Raw genomic sequence first — 14,034 nt, 5'->3', positions numbered from 1 at the left:
GCCGCCAGGCGCCGGGCGATAGGGGTGGCCTCCGGCTTGTCGCGGTCCGCGATGGTCAGCAGCACCCGCCCGCCGTCCGGCGGGGCGGCGAGCCCCGCCGCGACGAAGCCGCGCTGCAGCGCGTCCTCATACGTATCGGCCAGACCCAGCACCTCGCCCGTCGACTTCATCTCCGGGCCCAGCGCCGTCTCCACGGCGGCCAGCTTCGCGAAGGAAAAGACGGGCACCTTGACGGCGCAGTGGCCGCAGGGCGGCACGAGCCCCGTCGCCCAACCCAGGTCCGCGAGACGTTCTCCCATGATGGCGCGCGTCGCCAGCTCCACCAGCGGGACGCCCGTGATTTTGGTGAGAATCGGCACGGTGCGGCTCGCGCGCGGGTTGACCTCCAGGACGTACGCCGTCCCCTCGTGGATGACGTACTGCACGTTCATGAGCCCGCGCAGCCGCAGCGCGCGCGCCAGGCGGACCGTCGCGTCGACCAGCTGGCGCTCCACGGCGGGATCGAGCTGGCGGGGCGGGTAGACGGCGATGCTGTCGCCGGAGTGGATGCCGGCCCGCTCGACGTGCTCCAGGATGCCCGGGATGACGACGGTGTCCCCGTCGGCGACGGCGTCGACCTCCACTTCCAGCCCGCCCAGATAGCGGTCGATGAGCACCGGGTGCGCGCGCGAGACGGTGACGGCCTCCTTCATGTACTCCGCCAGCTCCTCTGGCCCCTGGCAGATGCGCATCGCGCGGCCGCCCAGCACGTATGAGGGCCGCACCAGCACAGGATAGCCGATCCAGCCGGCCACGGCGAGGGCCCGCGTGAGCGACGTGGCCGCGCCGCCGGGCGGCCTCGGCAGGCCGAGCTCGTTCAGAAGAGCCTCGAATTGCGCGCGGTCCTCCGCCCGGTCGATGTCCTCGACGGACGTGCCCAGGATCGGCACACCGGCAGCGGCGAGGGGCGCGGCCAGATGGATCGCCGTCTGGCCGCCGAACTGCGCGATCACGCCGAGCGGTCGCTCCCGCTCCACCACGTTCAGCACGGCCTCCACGTCCAGGGGCTCGAAGTAGAGCCGGTCGGACGTGTTGAAGTCGGTGCTCACCGTCTCCGGGTTGTTGTTGACGATGACGGCCTCGTAGCCCATCCGCCGCAGCGCCCAGACGGCGTGGACGGAGCAGTAGTCGAACTCGATGCCCTGTCCGATGCGGATCGGCCCGGAGCCCAGGACCACGACGGCGCGCCCGGAGCCGGGGCGCGCCTCGTCCTCCTCCTCGTAGGTGCTGTAGAAGTACGGGGTGCGCGCCTCGAACTCCGCGGCGCACGTGTCGACCATCTTGTACACCGGCCGGACGCCGGCGGCGGCGCGCCGGCGGCGCACCTCCATGGGATCGATCCCCAGCAGCGCGGCCGCGCGCGCGTCGCTCAGGCCCATCGTCTTGGCCTCCCGCCACAGTTCGGGCGGGATGGGGTGCCCGCCGTCCGGCGCGCCCTCCCCCGCCTCGCGGCGCTCCAGGCCCACCACTGCCGCGCCCGCCGGCGTGGCCAGGGCCTGCGGGCCGCCGGCCAGCGTCAGCCGGCGCTCCAGCCGCACGATGTTCTCGATCTTCTGCACGAAGTACCGGTCGACGCCCGTGGACCGCGACACGCGTTCCACGCCGAAGCCGCGCCGCAGCGCCTCGGCCATGACGAAGAGGCGACGGTCGTCCGCGCGGCGCAGCGCGTCCCCAAGCTGCGCGTCCGTCCAGTCGCGCAGTTCCGGAAGATCCAGCCCGTCGAGGCCGATGTCCAGCGAGCGCACCGCCTTGAGCAGCGCGGCTTCAAGGGTGCGCTCGACGGCCATCACCTCGCCCGTCGCCTTCATCTGCGTGGAGAGGCCGCGGTCGGCGGAGCCGAACTTGTCGAACGGCCAGCGCGGCATCTTCACGACGACGTAGTCGAGCGTCGGCTCGAAGAACGCGCGCGTGGTCCCCGTCACGGGATTGGGAATCTCGTCGAGGCGCAGGCCGGCGGCGATCTTCGCGGCCACCCGGGCGATCGGATACCCCGTGGCCTTCGAGGCGAGGGCGCTGGAGCGGCTGACGCGAGGGTTGACCTCGATCACGTAGTAGCGCCGGCTTTCCGGGTCCAGCGCGAACTGCACGTTGCAGCCGCCCTCGACGCCGAGCGCGGCGATGATGTCGAAGGCAGCGGTGCGCAGCATCTGGAGCTCGCGATCCGTCAACGTCTGCGTGGGCGCGACGACGATGCTGTCGCCGGTGTGCACGCCGACCGGGTCCAGGTTCTCCATGGGGCAGATCGCCACCATGGCGCCCGACCCGTCGCGCATCACTTCGTACTCGATCTCCTTCCAGCCGAGGAGGCTGCGCTCGACGAGCACCTCGCCGATGGGGCTGGCGCGCAGCCCTCGCTGGCAGACGGCCTCAAGCTCCTCCACGCTCCGCGCCACGCCGCCGCCCGTGCCGCCGAGCGTGTACGCGGGGCGGAGGATCAGCGGGAACCCGACCTCGCGGGCGAAGCGCAGCGCCTCGTCGACCGAACGGCAGACGGCGCTGTCCGGCACCGGCTGGCCGATGCGCTGCATCGCCCTCTTGAAGAGATCCCGGTCCTCGGCTTGGCGGATGGCCTCCGCGGGGGTGCCGAGAAGGCGGACGCCGTACTTGTCCAGCACGCCGGCATCGACGAGCTTCATGGCGAGGTTGAGGCCGGCCTGGCCGCCGAGCGTGGCGACGAGCCCGTCCGGCCGTTCCCGCGCGATGACGGCCTCGGCCACCTCCGGCGTCAGCGGCTCGATGTAGACGCGGTCCGCCATCTCCGCGTCCGTCATGATGGTGGCGGGATTGGAGTTGAGCAGCACGACCTCCAGGCCCTCTTCGCGGAGCGCCTGGCAGGCCTGCGTGCCGGCGTAGTCGAACTCGGCCGCCTGCCCGATGATGATCGGCCCCGACCCGATCACGAGCACCTTCCGCAGGCCCGGCACGCGGGTCATGGCCGTCTCTCCCCCCGTTCCCCGGACTGCGCGCGGCCGCGCGCCTCGCTGCGAACGCGCGCCATGAAGTCGTCGAAGAGACGCGACGCCTCCCGGGGTCCGGGCGCCGCCTCGGGGTGGAACTGCACCGCCCAGACGGGCAAGTTGCGATGCGCGATCCCCTCGACGCAGCCGTCGTGCAGGTGGCGGTGCGTGACGACGATGTCGCCGGGCAGGCTCTCCTCCACCACGGCATAGCCGTGGTTGTGCGTCGTGATGTAGACCTCCCCGCGCGTCTCGTCCCGCACCGGGTGGTTGACGCCGCGATGGCCGAACTTGAGCCTGGCCGTGCGCGCGCCGAACGCCAGCGCCAGAAGCTGCTGGCCCAGGCAGATGCCGAAGACGGGCACGCGGCCGGCGAGCCGCCGTGCCGTGTCCACTCCGTACCTGACCTCGGCGGGATCCCCCGGGCCGTTCGAGAGCACGACGCCGTCAGGACGCCACGCGAGAATCTCCTCTGCAGGGGTGCGGGCGGGCACGACGCGCACGCGGCAGCCCCGCCGCGCCAGCTCCCGCACGATGTTGCCCTTCGCGCCGAAGTCGACGACGACCACGCGAGGCGCCGGCCCGTCCACGCCGGCCTCCGGGTCCACCTCGTAGGGCGCGGAACAGGTCGTCAGCGCGACGACATCCGGCATGCGCCACGCGGCGGCACGCGCCGCCCACTCCGCACGGCTGTTTGCGTCCGCCGCCTCCGCGGCCGGGACGAGCGCCCCCCGCATCGTGCCGCGCTCGCGAATGTGCCGGACCAGCGCGCGCGTGTCGAAGCCCGAGAGCCCCGGCACGCCGTGACGCGCCAGGTACTCGTCGAGGCGCTCCCGCGCCTGCCAGTGGCTGGGCGCGTCCTGGCGCTCACGCACGAGAAGCGCCGCTACCCATGGACGGCGCGATTCGTCGTCCTCCTCGTTCACGCCGGTGTTGCCGATCAGGGGATAGGCCATCGTCACCATCTGTCCGGCGTAGCTCGGATCCGTCAGCACTTCCTGGTACCCGGCCATCCCGGTGGTGAAGACGACCTCGCCGAAGAGCGGGAGGGAGCCGCCGCCGAACAGCTCCCCTGCAAACGCGCGGCCGTCTTCCAAGACGAGCGTCCCGGCGCCCTGCAGCCGCATCACGGGCGTTCCCCCCAGACCCGCCGCCCGGCCACGAACGTGGCGACGCAGCGCCCGCGCACGCGCCGTCCGGCCAGGGGCGTGTTCTTCCCCTTCGAGCGGAACGCGGCCGGGTCGACGATCCACTCCGCGTCCACGTCGAAGACGGCGATGTCGGCCGGATCGCCTTCCCTGAGGCTCCCGCCCGGCAAGCCCAGCGCCCGCGCCGGCTCGGCCGTCATCCGGCGCACCAGCTCCGGAAGCGTCAGGGCGCCGCTCTCCACCAGCGCCCCGTACGCCAGCGCGAAGGCCGTCTCCAGCCCGCTGATGCCGAACGGCGCGTCCACGTACGGGAGGGCCTTCTCGTCCCCGCTGTGCGGCGCGTGGTCGGTGGCGATGAGGTCGATCACGCCGTCGCGCAGTCCCTGGACCAGCGCCTGCCGGTCGGACTCGTCGCGGAGCGGCGGGTTCACCTTGGTGGAGGCGTCGTACCGCAGCCGCTCCACCTCCGCCACCGTCAGCGCGAGGTGATGCGGCGTGACCTCGGCCGTCACGGGCGCGCCGGCCTCCTTGGCGCGACGCACCGCTTCCACGGCGCCGGCCGTCGACAGGTGCATGACGTGCAGGCGGGCTCCGGTGAAGGCGGCGAGCGTCACGTCCCGCTGCACGGCGACCACCTCGCTCGCGGCGGGGATGCCCGGCAGGCCCAGGGCGAGCGACACCGGACCCTCGTGCATCACACCACGGCCCGTGAGCCCGGGATCCTCCGCGTGGTCGAGGATCGGAAGGCCGATGGCGCGGGCGTACTCCATGGCGCGCCGCAGGACGCCGGCGTCGGCCACGGGGCGGCCGTCGTCCGAGAAGGCGACGGCACCGGCGCGGGCCATGGCGTCGAGCGGCGCCAGCTCCCGCCCCTCCTGGCCCTTGGTCAGCGCGCCGACCACGTGCACGCGGACGACCGCGTCCTCGCGCGCGCGGGCGAGGACGGCTTCCACGAGCCAGGGGCTGTCGATGACGGGGTGCGTGTTCGGCAGGGTGCACACCTGCGTGAACCCGCCGGCCGCGGCCGCGGCCGTGCCCGTCGCCAGCGTCTCCTTGTGGGCCTGGCCGGGGACGCGCAGGTGCGTGTGGACGTCGATCAGGCCCGGCGTGACGACGAGGCCGCGCGCGTCGAACACCTCCACGCCGTCCCCCTCCGCCGGGAGCCGGCCGGAGAGGTCCGGCGCCACGGCGGCCACGCGCCCGCCCTCGACGAGAACGTCGAACCGTCCGTCGCGTCCCGTGGCCGGGTCGATCAGGCGACCGCCGCGAATCAGGAGCGCCACCGCGCCGCCTCCTCTCCCGACAGCGCCCGCTCCAGCGCGGCCATGCGGACGGCCACGCCGTTGCGCACCTGGTCGCGGACGCGCGAGCGGGGCCCGTCGTGCACGTCGGTCTCCACCTCAACCCCTCGGTTGGACGGGCCGGGATGGAGGAAGACGGCGCCCGGCTTCGCCCAGCCGAGGCGCTCCGCGGTGATGCCCCACCGCGCGCGGTACTCGGCCTCGCTCGGCAGGTAGGCGGCCACCATGCGTTCCTTTTGCAGGCGGAGCGCCATGACGACGTCCGCGCCCTCCAGCCCGGCGCGCAGGTCGTGGCACACCTCGGCCGGCAGCGCGCGGGCGAGCTCCGTCGGGACAAGCGTGGGCGGGCCCACCAGCACGACGCTCGCCCCGAGCGCCGCCAGCGCCCAGGTCGTGGAGCGGGCGACCCGGCTGTGGAGGACGTCGCCCACGATGGCCACGCGCAGCCCGGCGACGCGGCCGAACGACTGGCGGATCGTGAGGACGTCGAGAAGACCCTGCGTGGGATGCTCGTGCGTGCCGTCCCCGGCGTTGAGCACCGGGACGCGCACGGCGCGGGCGATCTGCTCCGGGGCGCCGGAGGCTCCGTGGCGGACCACGATCGCATCGACCCCCGCCGCCTCCAGCGTGGCGGCCGTGTCGGCGAGCGTCTCGCCCTTTTCCAGGCTCGACCCGCGCTCGCTGATCACGATGGGCCGGGCGCCCAGCAGCGCCGCGGCCTGTTCGAAGGAGACCCGCGTGCGCGTGCTCGGCTCGGCGAACCAGAGCGCCACGCTCCGTCCGGCCAGCACGGGACTCACCGCGCCGCGGCGCCAGGCGTCAAGCCAGGCTTCCGCCCGGTCGAGCAAGCGCTCGATCTCCGCCGGCGCGAGGCCGGCCAGTCCGAGGAGGCTTCCCGGATTGCCTCGCCACGCGTCCACCGCTATTGGGTCAGCTCCATGATCATGACCTGTTCGCGCCCGTCCACCTCGGCGAGGCGGCACTCGATGACTTCCCGCCGCGAGGTGGGAACGTTCTTTCCGACGTAGTCCGCCCGGATGGGCAGTTCCCGGTGGCCGCGATCGATCAGCACGGCCAGCTGGATCTGCGCCGGCCGGCCGATGTCGACGAGGGCGTCGAGCGCGGCGCGCACCGTCCGCCCGGTGTAGAGCACGTCATCGACGAGCACGACCGCACGGCCGTTGATGTCGACGGGGATGTCGCTCCCCTGGACCTCCGGCGTCGGGCTCTTCAGGGTGAGGTCGTCTCGATACAGGGTGATGTCGAGGACGCCGACCGGAACCTCGCGGCCCTCGAACTCGGCGATGTACCTGCCGAGACGCTGCGCGAGGGGCACCCCGCGCCGGCGGATGCCGACAAGCACCACCTGCGACAGGTCCTCGTTCCGCTCGATGATCTCGTGCGCCATGCGCCGCAGCGACCGCTCAATGGCGGTCTTGTCCATGATCTCCGCCTTTTCCACCAACGCCATGCGGCCGTACCCCCTACGCTAGTCTGGCCTCTTGCCGGACATGAAAAAAACTTCCTGCCGGCCGGCAAGAAGTTCAGGCCTTTCGGGGCGCCGCGCCCGCGCGCGGCCCCTCCGTGTGACGCCTTGCCCGTCTCGCCGGACGCGCTTAAAGGCTGCTTGGTTCAGGGACAGTCTACGCGCCCTTCGCAGGGGGTGTCAACCGGGCCAGGCGCCGTCCAGCCTTCCTCCGCCCCACCCGCGCGGGCCGGGCTGTCCCTGCGCTACGACGCCGTCTCCTCCTGCGGGGCATACGCGCACCAGATGAACGCCCGGTAGTACGCCTGCCACGCCCCCCACAGCACGGCGACCACGGTGGAGGCCAGGAGCGCCGCCAGGGATCCTTGCGCGACGATCGCGCCGGGCGGGGGCCACGTCACGCCGGGCTCCGGCGCAGGCCCAATGAAGCGGGACACGGCGTCGAGGATCGATGTCGCGAGCGCGTTCGCCACGACCAGCGCGAGGGTGATCGGCCACCGTTGCACGGCCGCGCGCATGCTCGCGGCGAGCCCGCCCGTCACGCCGAGGTCGCCCAGGGCCACGGCAGGCGCCCAGTACAGCGAGACGAACTGGATGGCGATCGCGCCCAGGACCAGGATCAGCATCTCCGGGTGCGATTGGACGAGCCGGAGCGTGCCAAGGCCCCACGTCACGCCGCCGGCCGCCGGCAGGACGTCCACAGTCTGGGACCCCGCGCCGTGCAGCGCCAGCGCGGCCACCGGCGCGCTCAGGAAGAACGTCACGACGAACTGCAGCGCGGCCGCCCCCAGGACTCGCGAGTAGTAGGTCCCCGCCCCGGAGAGGAACGTCTCCCGCTCGATCGGCTCCCCGCGCACGGCGGCCCGGAACAGCGTCATGAGGCCACTGGCGTAGCCGGGCGCCGCAACGAGAACGACGAAGCCGATGGGGAGCGCCTGGCGAGGGTCGCCGCCGCCCGCCGCGAGGAGGAGCCGCATCGCCAGCCACGTCGCGGTGGGCGGCAACCAGTACATGAGGATGAGGTACAGCGGAATGGCCGGCGCACGGCGGACCAGTTCCACGGCGCTCCGCAGCGTCTCGTGGATGGACAAGGGGCATCCTCCTCAGCGGGCGGAAGGTCAGGGCGCCGCGGGCGCACCGGCCCCTACCCGCGCGGCCGACCGGCGCGAGCGCTCCGCTCGCGCAATTCGTCGAGCGCCCGCTGGAAATCCTCCGGCAGGGGCGCCGTGAACTCCATCTCCTCGTTCGTGCGCGGGTGACGGAGGCGCAGCCTGTGCGCGTGCAGGGCCTGCCCCGTCAGCCCCAGCGACTCCGCTCCGCCCGGCCGGAGCGCGCCCGTCGCGTACACCGGGTCGCCGACGATGGGGTGGCCCATGTATGCCATATGCACGCGAATCTGGTGCGTGCGCCCCGTCTCCAGCCGGCACTGGACGAGGCTGTACCCGTCGAACTTCTCCAGCACCGTGAAGCGCGTGATCGAGGGCTTGCCCACCCCCGGACGCACGGCCATGCGCTTGCGGTCGGAGGGGTCGCGGCCGATGGCGGCTTCGATGGTGCCCTCGTCCGCCAGCGGAATGCCCTTGATCAGCGCGAGGTAGGTGCGTTGCACGAGGTGCATGCGGATCTGGCGCGCGAGGTGCGCGTGCGCGCGGTCCGTCTTGGCCACGACGAGGAGCCCCGTCGTGTCCTTGTCGATGCGGTGCACGATGCCTGGCCGCAGCACGCCGTTGATGCCGGAGAGATCCTTGCAGTGGGCGAGCAGCGCGTTCACCAGCGTGCCGGACGGGTTGCCCGCCGCCGGGTGGACGACGAGACCCCGCTGTTTGTTGACGACGATGATGTCGTGGTCCTCGTACACGATGTCGAGCGGGATGTTCTGGGCCGGAAGCGACACCGGCTCGGGCTCGGGCGCCGCGAGGCGGACGACGTCGCCCGCCCGCAGCTTGTCGGAGCGATGGCCCTCGTAGCCGTTCAGGAGGACCCGGCCCTCCGTGATCCAGTCCTGGACCGTCGCACGGCTGGCGTCGAGCTCGTTGCGGATGGCGAGAAAGCGGTCGAGCCGCAACCCCTCCTCTTCCGGGGTCACGACGTACTCGAAGACGCGCTCGCGCGGGCGGGCATCCTCTTCAGGAGCCATGCCGTTCCTCCTCCGTCGCCGGGCCACGGAACACGGACCACGCCACCAGCAGCCCGCCGACCACCACGCTCAGGTCGGCGACGTTGAAGACCGGCCAAAGGTGAAGGTGCAGAAAGTCGACGACTTCGCCGTAGCGGATGCGGTCGACGAGATTGCCCACGGCGCCGCCGCCGACAAGTCCGGCGCCGGCCTGCGCCACGGGACCCAGGGCGGAGAGTTCCCGCCAGTAGAACGCCATCAGCACGAACACGACGAAGGTGACGAGGATGAGCAGCGGCGCGTGACCCTGCAGCATGCTGAAGGCCGCGCCCGAGTTGCGGACGTAGGTCAGGTCGAACACGCCCGGCACTAGCGGAATCGTCTCGCCGAGGCTCATCGCCCGCTCGACGATCCGCTTGGTCGCAAAGTCGAGCGCGAAGGCCAGAACGGCCATCGCCGCCGCCCAAGCCGCCCCGCTTCCGCGCAACGGCGAGCCTCCGTTTCCGGTCCCGGCCGGACCGCCGATGGTCACCGTCGCTTATCATATCAGAGCTTCAATTCAGAGCTTCAATGGCGCGTTTCCGCGTCCTCGTCGCGAGGGGAGGCGACGTCGTCCACCATGACGTCGCTTGCGGGAAGATCGCCCAGCGCCTCCGGATCAAGGTCCTCCACGTATGCGATCGCGCGGCCCTCGCCCAGGTCTTCGATGCGGGCGCCCGCGTCGACCCATTCGAAGGCGACGTCCTCCATGGGAGCGAGGTCGACCGTCTGCGCCGCGCCCACGGGCTCGCCGGCGTCGACGTACACGTCGGGGTATTCGAGCGGGCGCGGGTCCTCCGGTTGGACGTCGCTCGGCGTGTCGGACGAGCCGTAGCGCGCAACGGCCTGCCACGCGTCCTCTCCATCGAATGCGGCGTTGTCCGTGCCGTCGGTGAACGTGCGCCCGAACGGCGGCGAGAGCGCCGCCTCCTCCGCAGGGCGGCCGCCCGGGCGCGCCTCGGCCTCCGCGGCCTCCTGGCAGGCGACGCACAGTTCCGCTTCCGGCAGCGCCTCAAGGCGCTCGCGGTCGATGCCGCGGCCGCACCGCAGGCAGAGGCCGTACGTGCCGTCGTCGAGACGCGCAAGGGCCGCCTGCACGCGCTCCAGCGCGCCGTCCGCCTCGGCCCTGAAGGCCAGGTCCTGCGAGCGGAACTGGAGCTCGCTGCCGAGGTCGGCGGGGTGGTTGTCGTACGTGGACAGTTCGCCCAGCGTGTCGCCAAACGACTGGCCGAGGCTCCCTTCCTCCAGCGACCGCCGCCGGCGGCGGAGTTCCTCGGCCCGTTGCAGAAGACGGCGGCGGAAATGCGCGCGTACCTGGGCATCCATCGGCACGTCCTCCCTCTCGTGCCTTAGTGATACCCAAGTTCGCGGTTGACGATCTTCACGATCTCGGCGACCAAGCGGCCGATGACGGGCAGGTTCAGCAGGTTGAACCAGCGGAGGGTCTGGATGAAGAGCGCGCCCAGGAGGGTGAAGCCGACGGCCGTGCCGATGCCGCGCGCCACGCCGGCCATGAAGTTGTACCAAAGAAGCCGGGCCGGGTGCTCGTACAGCGCCACGTAGTCGGCGATCTCCGCGCGTTCCAGGGAGATGAGCAGCCGTTCGATGAGCCCCGCCAGGCGGCGCAGAAACGGCGCGTCCCCGTCCCCGTGAGCTCCCGACATCGACGCTCCCCCCGCCGTCAGTGTGTCTCGCTTCGCGCGGACCATTCGAGGAGACGCCGGGGGACCTCGTCGATGGAGCGGGCACCGGACAGCGCGGCGGCGGCGCCGGGACCCAGCGCCACCGCGGGCACCGGATTCCGCGTGTGCGTGCGCACGGTCAGATCCTCAAGGTTGCCGTGATCGCTCGTCACGAAGAGCCGCCCGCCGCGCGGCGCCAACACGGACCACGCCGCGCCGATGAACCGGTCGAGCGCGTCGAGCACTTCCGCGGCGAACCGCTCGTCCTGAAGATGCCCCGCCCGATCGGTGAGAAAGTACTCGAACACGGCCAGGTCGGCTTCATCCACGGCCACGCGGCCGGCGATGGTCCCCGCCTCTTCTGGCGTGCGCAGCGGGACGTCCGGCTCGAACTCCCTCAGGTAGGCCCCGGTGATGTCGAAGGCGACGGCGCGCCCGGCGGTGAGGTCGGCGACGGTGCGGAACGGCAGCCCGGTGGCCGCGTAGGCGGCCGTCGTGCACGACAGGCGGGCGTGCCGCGGCCGCTCTCCGTCGAAGAAGGCCGAGCGGTACGCGTTGAGGAAGACGGGACGGCCGCCGCGCGCCTGTACGGACTTGAAGAGGTTCGCCCGTTCCAGCGCCTCCCGGATGGCGCGCGTCGGAAAGGCCGGCACGTGCCGCCCTTCCATCCGTGCCGCGTTGAACCCCCCGAACAGGGCCGCCTGTCCGGTGCCGCTCTGCGGCAGGCCGTCCACGCCCAGGTTGGCGTCGAGGAGCGCGACGGCGGCCCGGCCGTCGGGCGCGGCGTGCAACAGGCCCGGTTCCGCCTCCGGCCCGCAGGGCGGGTGACCGGCTGCCGCGGTCAGGCGGGGCAGGCCGGGCTCGTGCAGGGGATTCCGCGGCCCGCACGGCGCGTACCCCACGCCGTCGACGAAGACGAAGAGCAGGCTCACGGCAGCCGGCCGAGGCACAGCCAGGCGAGCGCCAGGCCGGCGTGAACCTGCATCGAGAGGGGACGATCCCCGACGAGGGCCTGCCGCACCTGATCCTCGGACCACTCGACGCACTCCACGGGTTCGAGCTCGTCGGCCTTTACGGGCGCCACGCGCCGGCAGTCCCGGGCCAGAAAGTAGTGGTGGAGCAGGTCGCTCGCCGCCGGGCTCTGCAGGACCGTCCCCAGGCGCTGCCAGGCGCCCGCGAGGTGGCCCGTCTCCTCCAGCAACTCGCGCTTCGCCGCCTCCTCCGGCGTCTCGCCGGGCTCCACGGCGCCCGCCGGCAGCTCGATCGTCCAGTCGTCCACCGGGAAGCGGTACTGCCGGACGAGGAGGTACGTGCCGCGCTCCGTCAACGCCACCACGGAGACGACATCGCCGCCCGGCTTGCGGTAGACGTACCGCTGCGTCGTCCCGGACGGGTAGCGCAACAGCGCCTCGTACACGCGCATCCGCGGGTGTTCAAGAAGCGGGCGCGTCGACTCCACGACCGGCCGCGCCCAGGTCCCGTCTCCGCCCGGCTGCCGTTCGGCGTCCGCTTCAGGGGACGTCCGCCCGCGTGCCTCCATCCGCCTCACTCCTTCACGTTCACCGTCTCCGGACGCACCTTCGCTTCGACGCGAATTCGACGCGAAAAGGAATCGCCCCCGCTTGCTTCGAATCCCGAAACAATTCGATCGGGAGGAACGCTCGCATGGACGCACAAGAAGCATACACCCGCCTGCGGGAACACCTGGGGGAAATCGACGACCTCCAACGGGCGGCCGCCGTGCTCGGGTGGGACCGCCAGACGCACATGCCGCCCGCCGGCTCGGCGACGCGCTCGCGCCAGGCGGCGACGCTCAGCCGCATCGCGCACGAGAGGTTCGCCTCCCAGGAGACCGGCCGCCTGCTGGACGCGCTGGAGGACTGGGCGGCCGGACTGCCATACGACTCCGACGAGGCCAGCCTCGTCCGCGTCACGCGCCGGCGGTACACGCTGCAGGCCAGCCTCTCGCCCAGGCTCGTCGAGGCGCTGTCCATCGCCGGCGCCCAGGGCTTCGACGCGTGGCTGGAGGCGCGCGCGGCCCGGTCCTTCCGCCCGTTCCGCGACGCCTTCGCGCGGCTCCTGGAGCTGCGGAAGCAGGAAGCCGACGCCCTCGCCGAGGTTTCCGGCGCGTCCTGCCGCTACGACGCGCTGTTGCAGCGGTTCGAGCCCGGCATGACGGTTACGCGGCTGGACGCGCTCTTCGCCCGCCTCAAGGAGGTGCTCGTGCCGCTGGTGCGGCGGATCGCCGAGCGGCAGGACCTCGCGTCGGACGCCGTGCTGCGCCAACCCTTCGACGAGGCGCGCCAGTGGGACCTCACCCTCGAGGCGCTGCGCGCCATCGGCTTCGACTTCAACGCTGGCCGCCAGGACCGCTCGGTCCACCCCTTCACCACGGTCTTCGGCCCCGGCGACACGCGCCTGACGACGCGCATCTTCCCCGACCACCTCGGGGGCGGCCTGTTCGCGTCGCTCCACGAGGGCGGCCACGGCCTCTACGACCAGGGAATCCCGGCGCGATTCGCCCGCACGCCGCTCTACGGCGGAGCGTCCGGCGGCGTCCACGAGTCGCAGTCGCGCCTTTGGGAGAACGTCGTCGGTCGTTCCCGCGAATGGTGGGAGTTCTTCCTGCCGAAGGCCCAAGCCGCGTTCCCGGATCAACTCCGCGGCGTCACCGTGGAGACGATGTACCGCGCGGTGAACCGTTCCACGCCCTCCCTGATCCGCGTCGACGCCGACGAGGTCACGTACAACCTGCACATCATGGTCCGGTACGAGCTGGAACGGGACCTGCTCGACGGCGCCCTCGCCGTCGACGACGTGCCCGAGGCCTGGAACCGGAAGATGGAGTCCTATCTCGGCATCACGCCACCGGACGATCTTGAGGGCGTCCTGCAGGACATTCACTGGTCGCGCGGCGGCTTCGCCGGCTTCCCCGGGTACACGCTGGGCAACGTCATCTCCGTGCAGCTCTATGAGCGCGCCTGCCAGGACCGGCCGGACATCCCGGAGCGGATCCGCCAGGGCGACACGGCTCCGCTCCTGGAATGGATGCGGGCGAACGTGCACGCTCACGGGGCGAAGTTCACGCCGGAGGAGCTCCTGCAGCGCGCCACCGGCCGCGGCCTCGACCCGGAACCGTACCTCCGCTACATCACGCGGAAGTTCACCGAACTGTACGCGCTCTGATCCCCCGCCGGCGGGGGGGGGGGGGGGGGGGCCCCCCCCCCCCCCCCCCCCCCCCCGCCCGGAGGGTGAAAAAAAACAAA

At 72.2% G+C, this 14,034-nt stretch carries 13 protein-coding genes; 1 reads left to right on the top strand and 12 read right to left on the bottom strand.

Annotated features, from left to right (window positions below; genetic code table 11):
- The 12 genes from carB to IRZ18_04915 form a co-directional block, all read right to left on the bottom strand.
- The coding region (gene carB / locus IRZ18_04970; protein MBX5476461.1) for a carbamoyl-phosphate synthase large subunit at positions 1-2,972 on the bottom strand (2,972 nt) is incomplete at its 3' end.
- Positions 2,969-4,123: a glutamine-hydrolyzing carbamoyl-phosphate synthase small subunit gene (gene carA / locus IRZ18_04965; GenBank protein ID MBX5476460.1), complete on the bottom strand. Its 1,155-nt coding sequence runs from the start codon at positions 4,121-4,123 to the stop codon at positions 2,969-2,971. The genes carB and carA, both read right to left, overlap by 4 nt.
- Positions 4,123-5,427 (bottom strand): dihydroorotase, encoded by a 1,305-nt coding sequence (locus IRZ18_04960; protein ID MBX5476459.1) that lies wholly within the window; start codon positions 5,425-5,427, stop codon positions 4,123-4,125. Before IRZ18_04960 ends, carA begins: the two co-directional genes overlap by 1 nt.
- Entirely contained in the window at positions 5,415-6,365 is a 951-nt protein-coding gene (locus tag IRZ18_04955; GenBank protein MBX5476458.1) for an aspartate carbamoyltransferase catalytic subunit, read from the bottom strand. Before IRZ18_04955 ends, IRZ18_04960 begins: the two co-directional genes overlap by 13 nt.
- A 2-nt stretch (positions 6,366-6,367) precedes the next feature.
- Complete coding sequence (pyrR, locus tag IRZ18_04950; protein ID MBX5476457.1) at positions 6,368-6,910, bottom strand: bifunctional pyr operon transcriptional regulator/uracil phosphoribosyltransferase PyrR; 543 nt, start codon at positions 6,908-6,910, stop codon at positions 6,368-6,370.
- Positions 6,911-7,176: 266 nt separating this feature from the next.
- On the bottom strand, positions 7,177-8,022 hold the full coding sequence (locus tag IRZ18_04945) for a hypothetical protein (protein MBX5476456.1): 846 nt from the start codon (positions 8,020-8,022) through the stop codon (positions 7,177-7,179).
- 53 nt (positions 8,023-8,075) lie between these two features.
- Positions 8,076-9,068: an RluA family pseudouridine synthase gene (locus IRZ18_04940; protein MBX5476455.1), complete on the bottom strand. Its 993-nt coding sequence runs from the start codon at positions 9,066-9,068 to the stop codon at positions 8,076-8,078.
- Positions 9,058-9,534 (bottom strand): signal peptidase II, encoded by a 477-nt coding sequence (lspA, locus tag IRZ18_04935; GenBank protein MBX5476454.1) that lies wholly within the window; start codon positions 9,532-9,534, stop codon positions 9,058-9,060. Before lspA ends, IRZ18_04940 begins: the two co-directional genes overlap by 11 nt.
- A gap of 80 nt (positions 9,535-9,614) precedes the next feature.
- Positions 9,615-10,412 carry a TraR/DksA C4-type zinc finger protein gene (locus IRZ18_04930; GenBank protein MBX5476453.1) on the bottom strand — a complete coding sequence of 266 codons (798 nt, stop codon included), beginning with the start codon at positions 10,410-10,412 and terminating at the stop codon, positions 9,615-9,617.
- Positions 10,413-10,435: 23 nt separating this feature from the next.
- Positions 10,436-10,750: a hypothetical protein gene (locus tag IRZ18_04925; protein MBX5476452.1), complete on the bottom strand. Its 315-nt coding sequence runs from the start codon at positions 10,748-10,750 to the stop codon at positions 10,436-10,438.
- Between the two features lie 17 nt (positions 10,751-10,767).
- A complete protein-coding gene (locus IRZ18_04920) occupies positions 10,768-11,700 on the bottom strand; it encodes an alkaline phosphatase family protein (GenBank protein ID MBX5476451.1) in 933 nt (310 codons plus the stop codon).
- Positions 11,697-12,191: an NUDIX hydrolase gene (locus tag IRZ18_04915; protein MBX5476450.1), complete on the bottom strand. Its 495-nt coding sequence runs from the start codon at positions 12,189-12,191 to the stop codon at positions 11,697-11,699. Before IRZ18_04915 ends, IRZ18_04920 begins: the two co-directional genes overlap by 4 nt.
- 242 nt (positions 12,192-12,433) lie before the next feature.
- Here IRZ18_04915 and IRZ18_04910 point away from each other — a divergent pair, with 242 nt between their 5' ends.
- Positions 12,434-13,954 (top strand): carboxypeptidase M32, encoded by a 1,521-nt coding sequence (locus IRZ18_04910; GenBank protein ID MBX5476449.1) that lies wholly within the window; start codon positions 12,434-12,436, stop codon positions 13,952-13,954.
- Positions 13,955-14,034 lie beyond the last annotated feature (80 nt).

Source organism: Clostridia bacterium (genome assembly GCA_019683875.1).
In the GTDB taxonomy this organism is placed as follows: Bacteria; Bacillota; Sulfobacillia; order RBS10-35; family Bu92; genus Bu92.
The sequence above is the reverse complement of the archived record's forward strand: the minus strand, read 5'-3'. Positions and strand labels throughout refer to the sequence as shown.

Bases quoted from the DNA above. Each gene is read 5' to 3' on its own strand.
- carA (MBX5476460.1), bottom strand. From the start codon at position 4,123: ATGCGGCTGCAGGGCGCCGGGACGCTCGTCTTGGAAGACGGCCGCGCG.
- IRZ18_04940 (MBX5476455.1), bottom strand. From the start codon at position 9,068: ATGGCTCCTGAAGAGGATGCCCGCCCGCGCGAGCGCGTCTTCGAGTAC.
- IRZ18_04930 (MBX5476453.1), bottom strand. From the start codon at position 10,412: ATGGATGCCCAGGTACGCGCGCATTTCCGCCGCCGTCTTCTGCAACGG.
- IRZ18_04925 (MBX5476452.1), bottom strand. From the start codon at position 10,750: ATGTCGGGAGCTCACGGGGACGGGGACGCGCCGTTTCTGCGCCGCCTG.
- IRZ18_04915 (MBX5476450.1), bottom strand. From the start codon at position 12,191: ATGCGCGTGTACGAGGCGCTGTTGCGCTACCCGTCCGGGACGACGCAG.
- IRZ18_04910 (MBX5476449.1), top strand. From the start codon at position 12,434: ATGGACGCACAAGAAGCATACACCCGCCTGCGGGAACACCTGGGGGAA.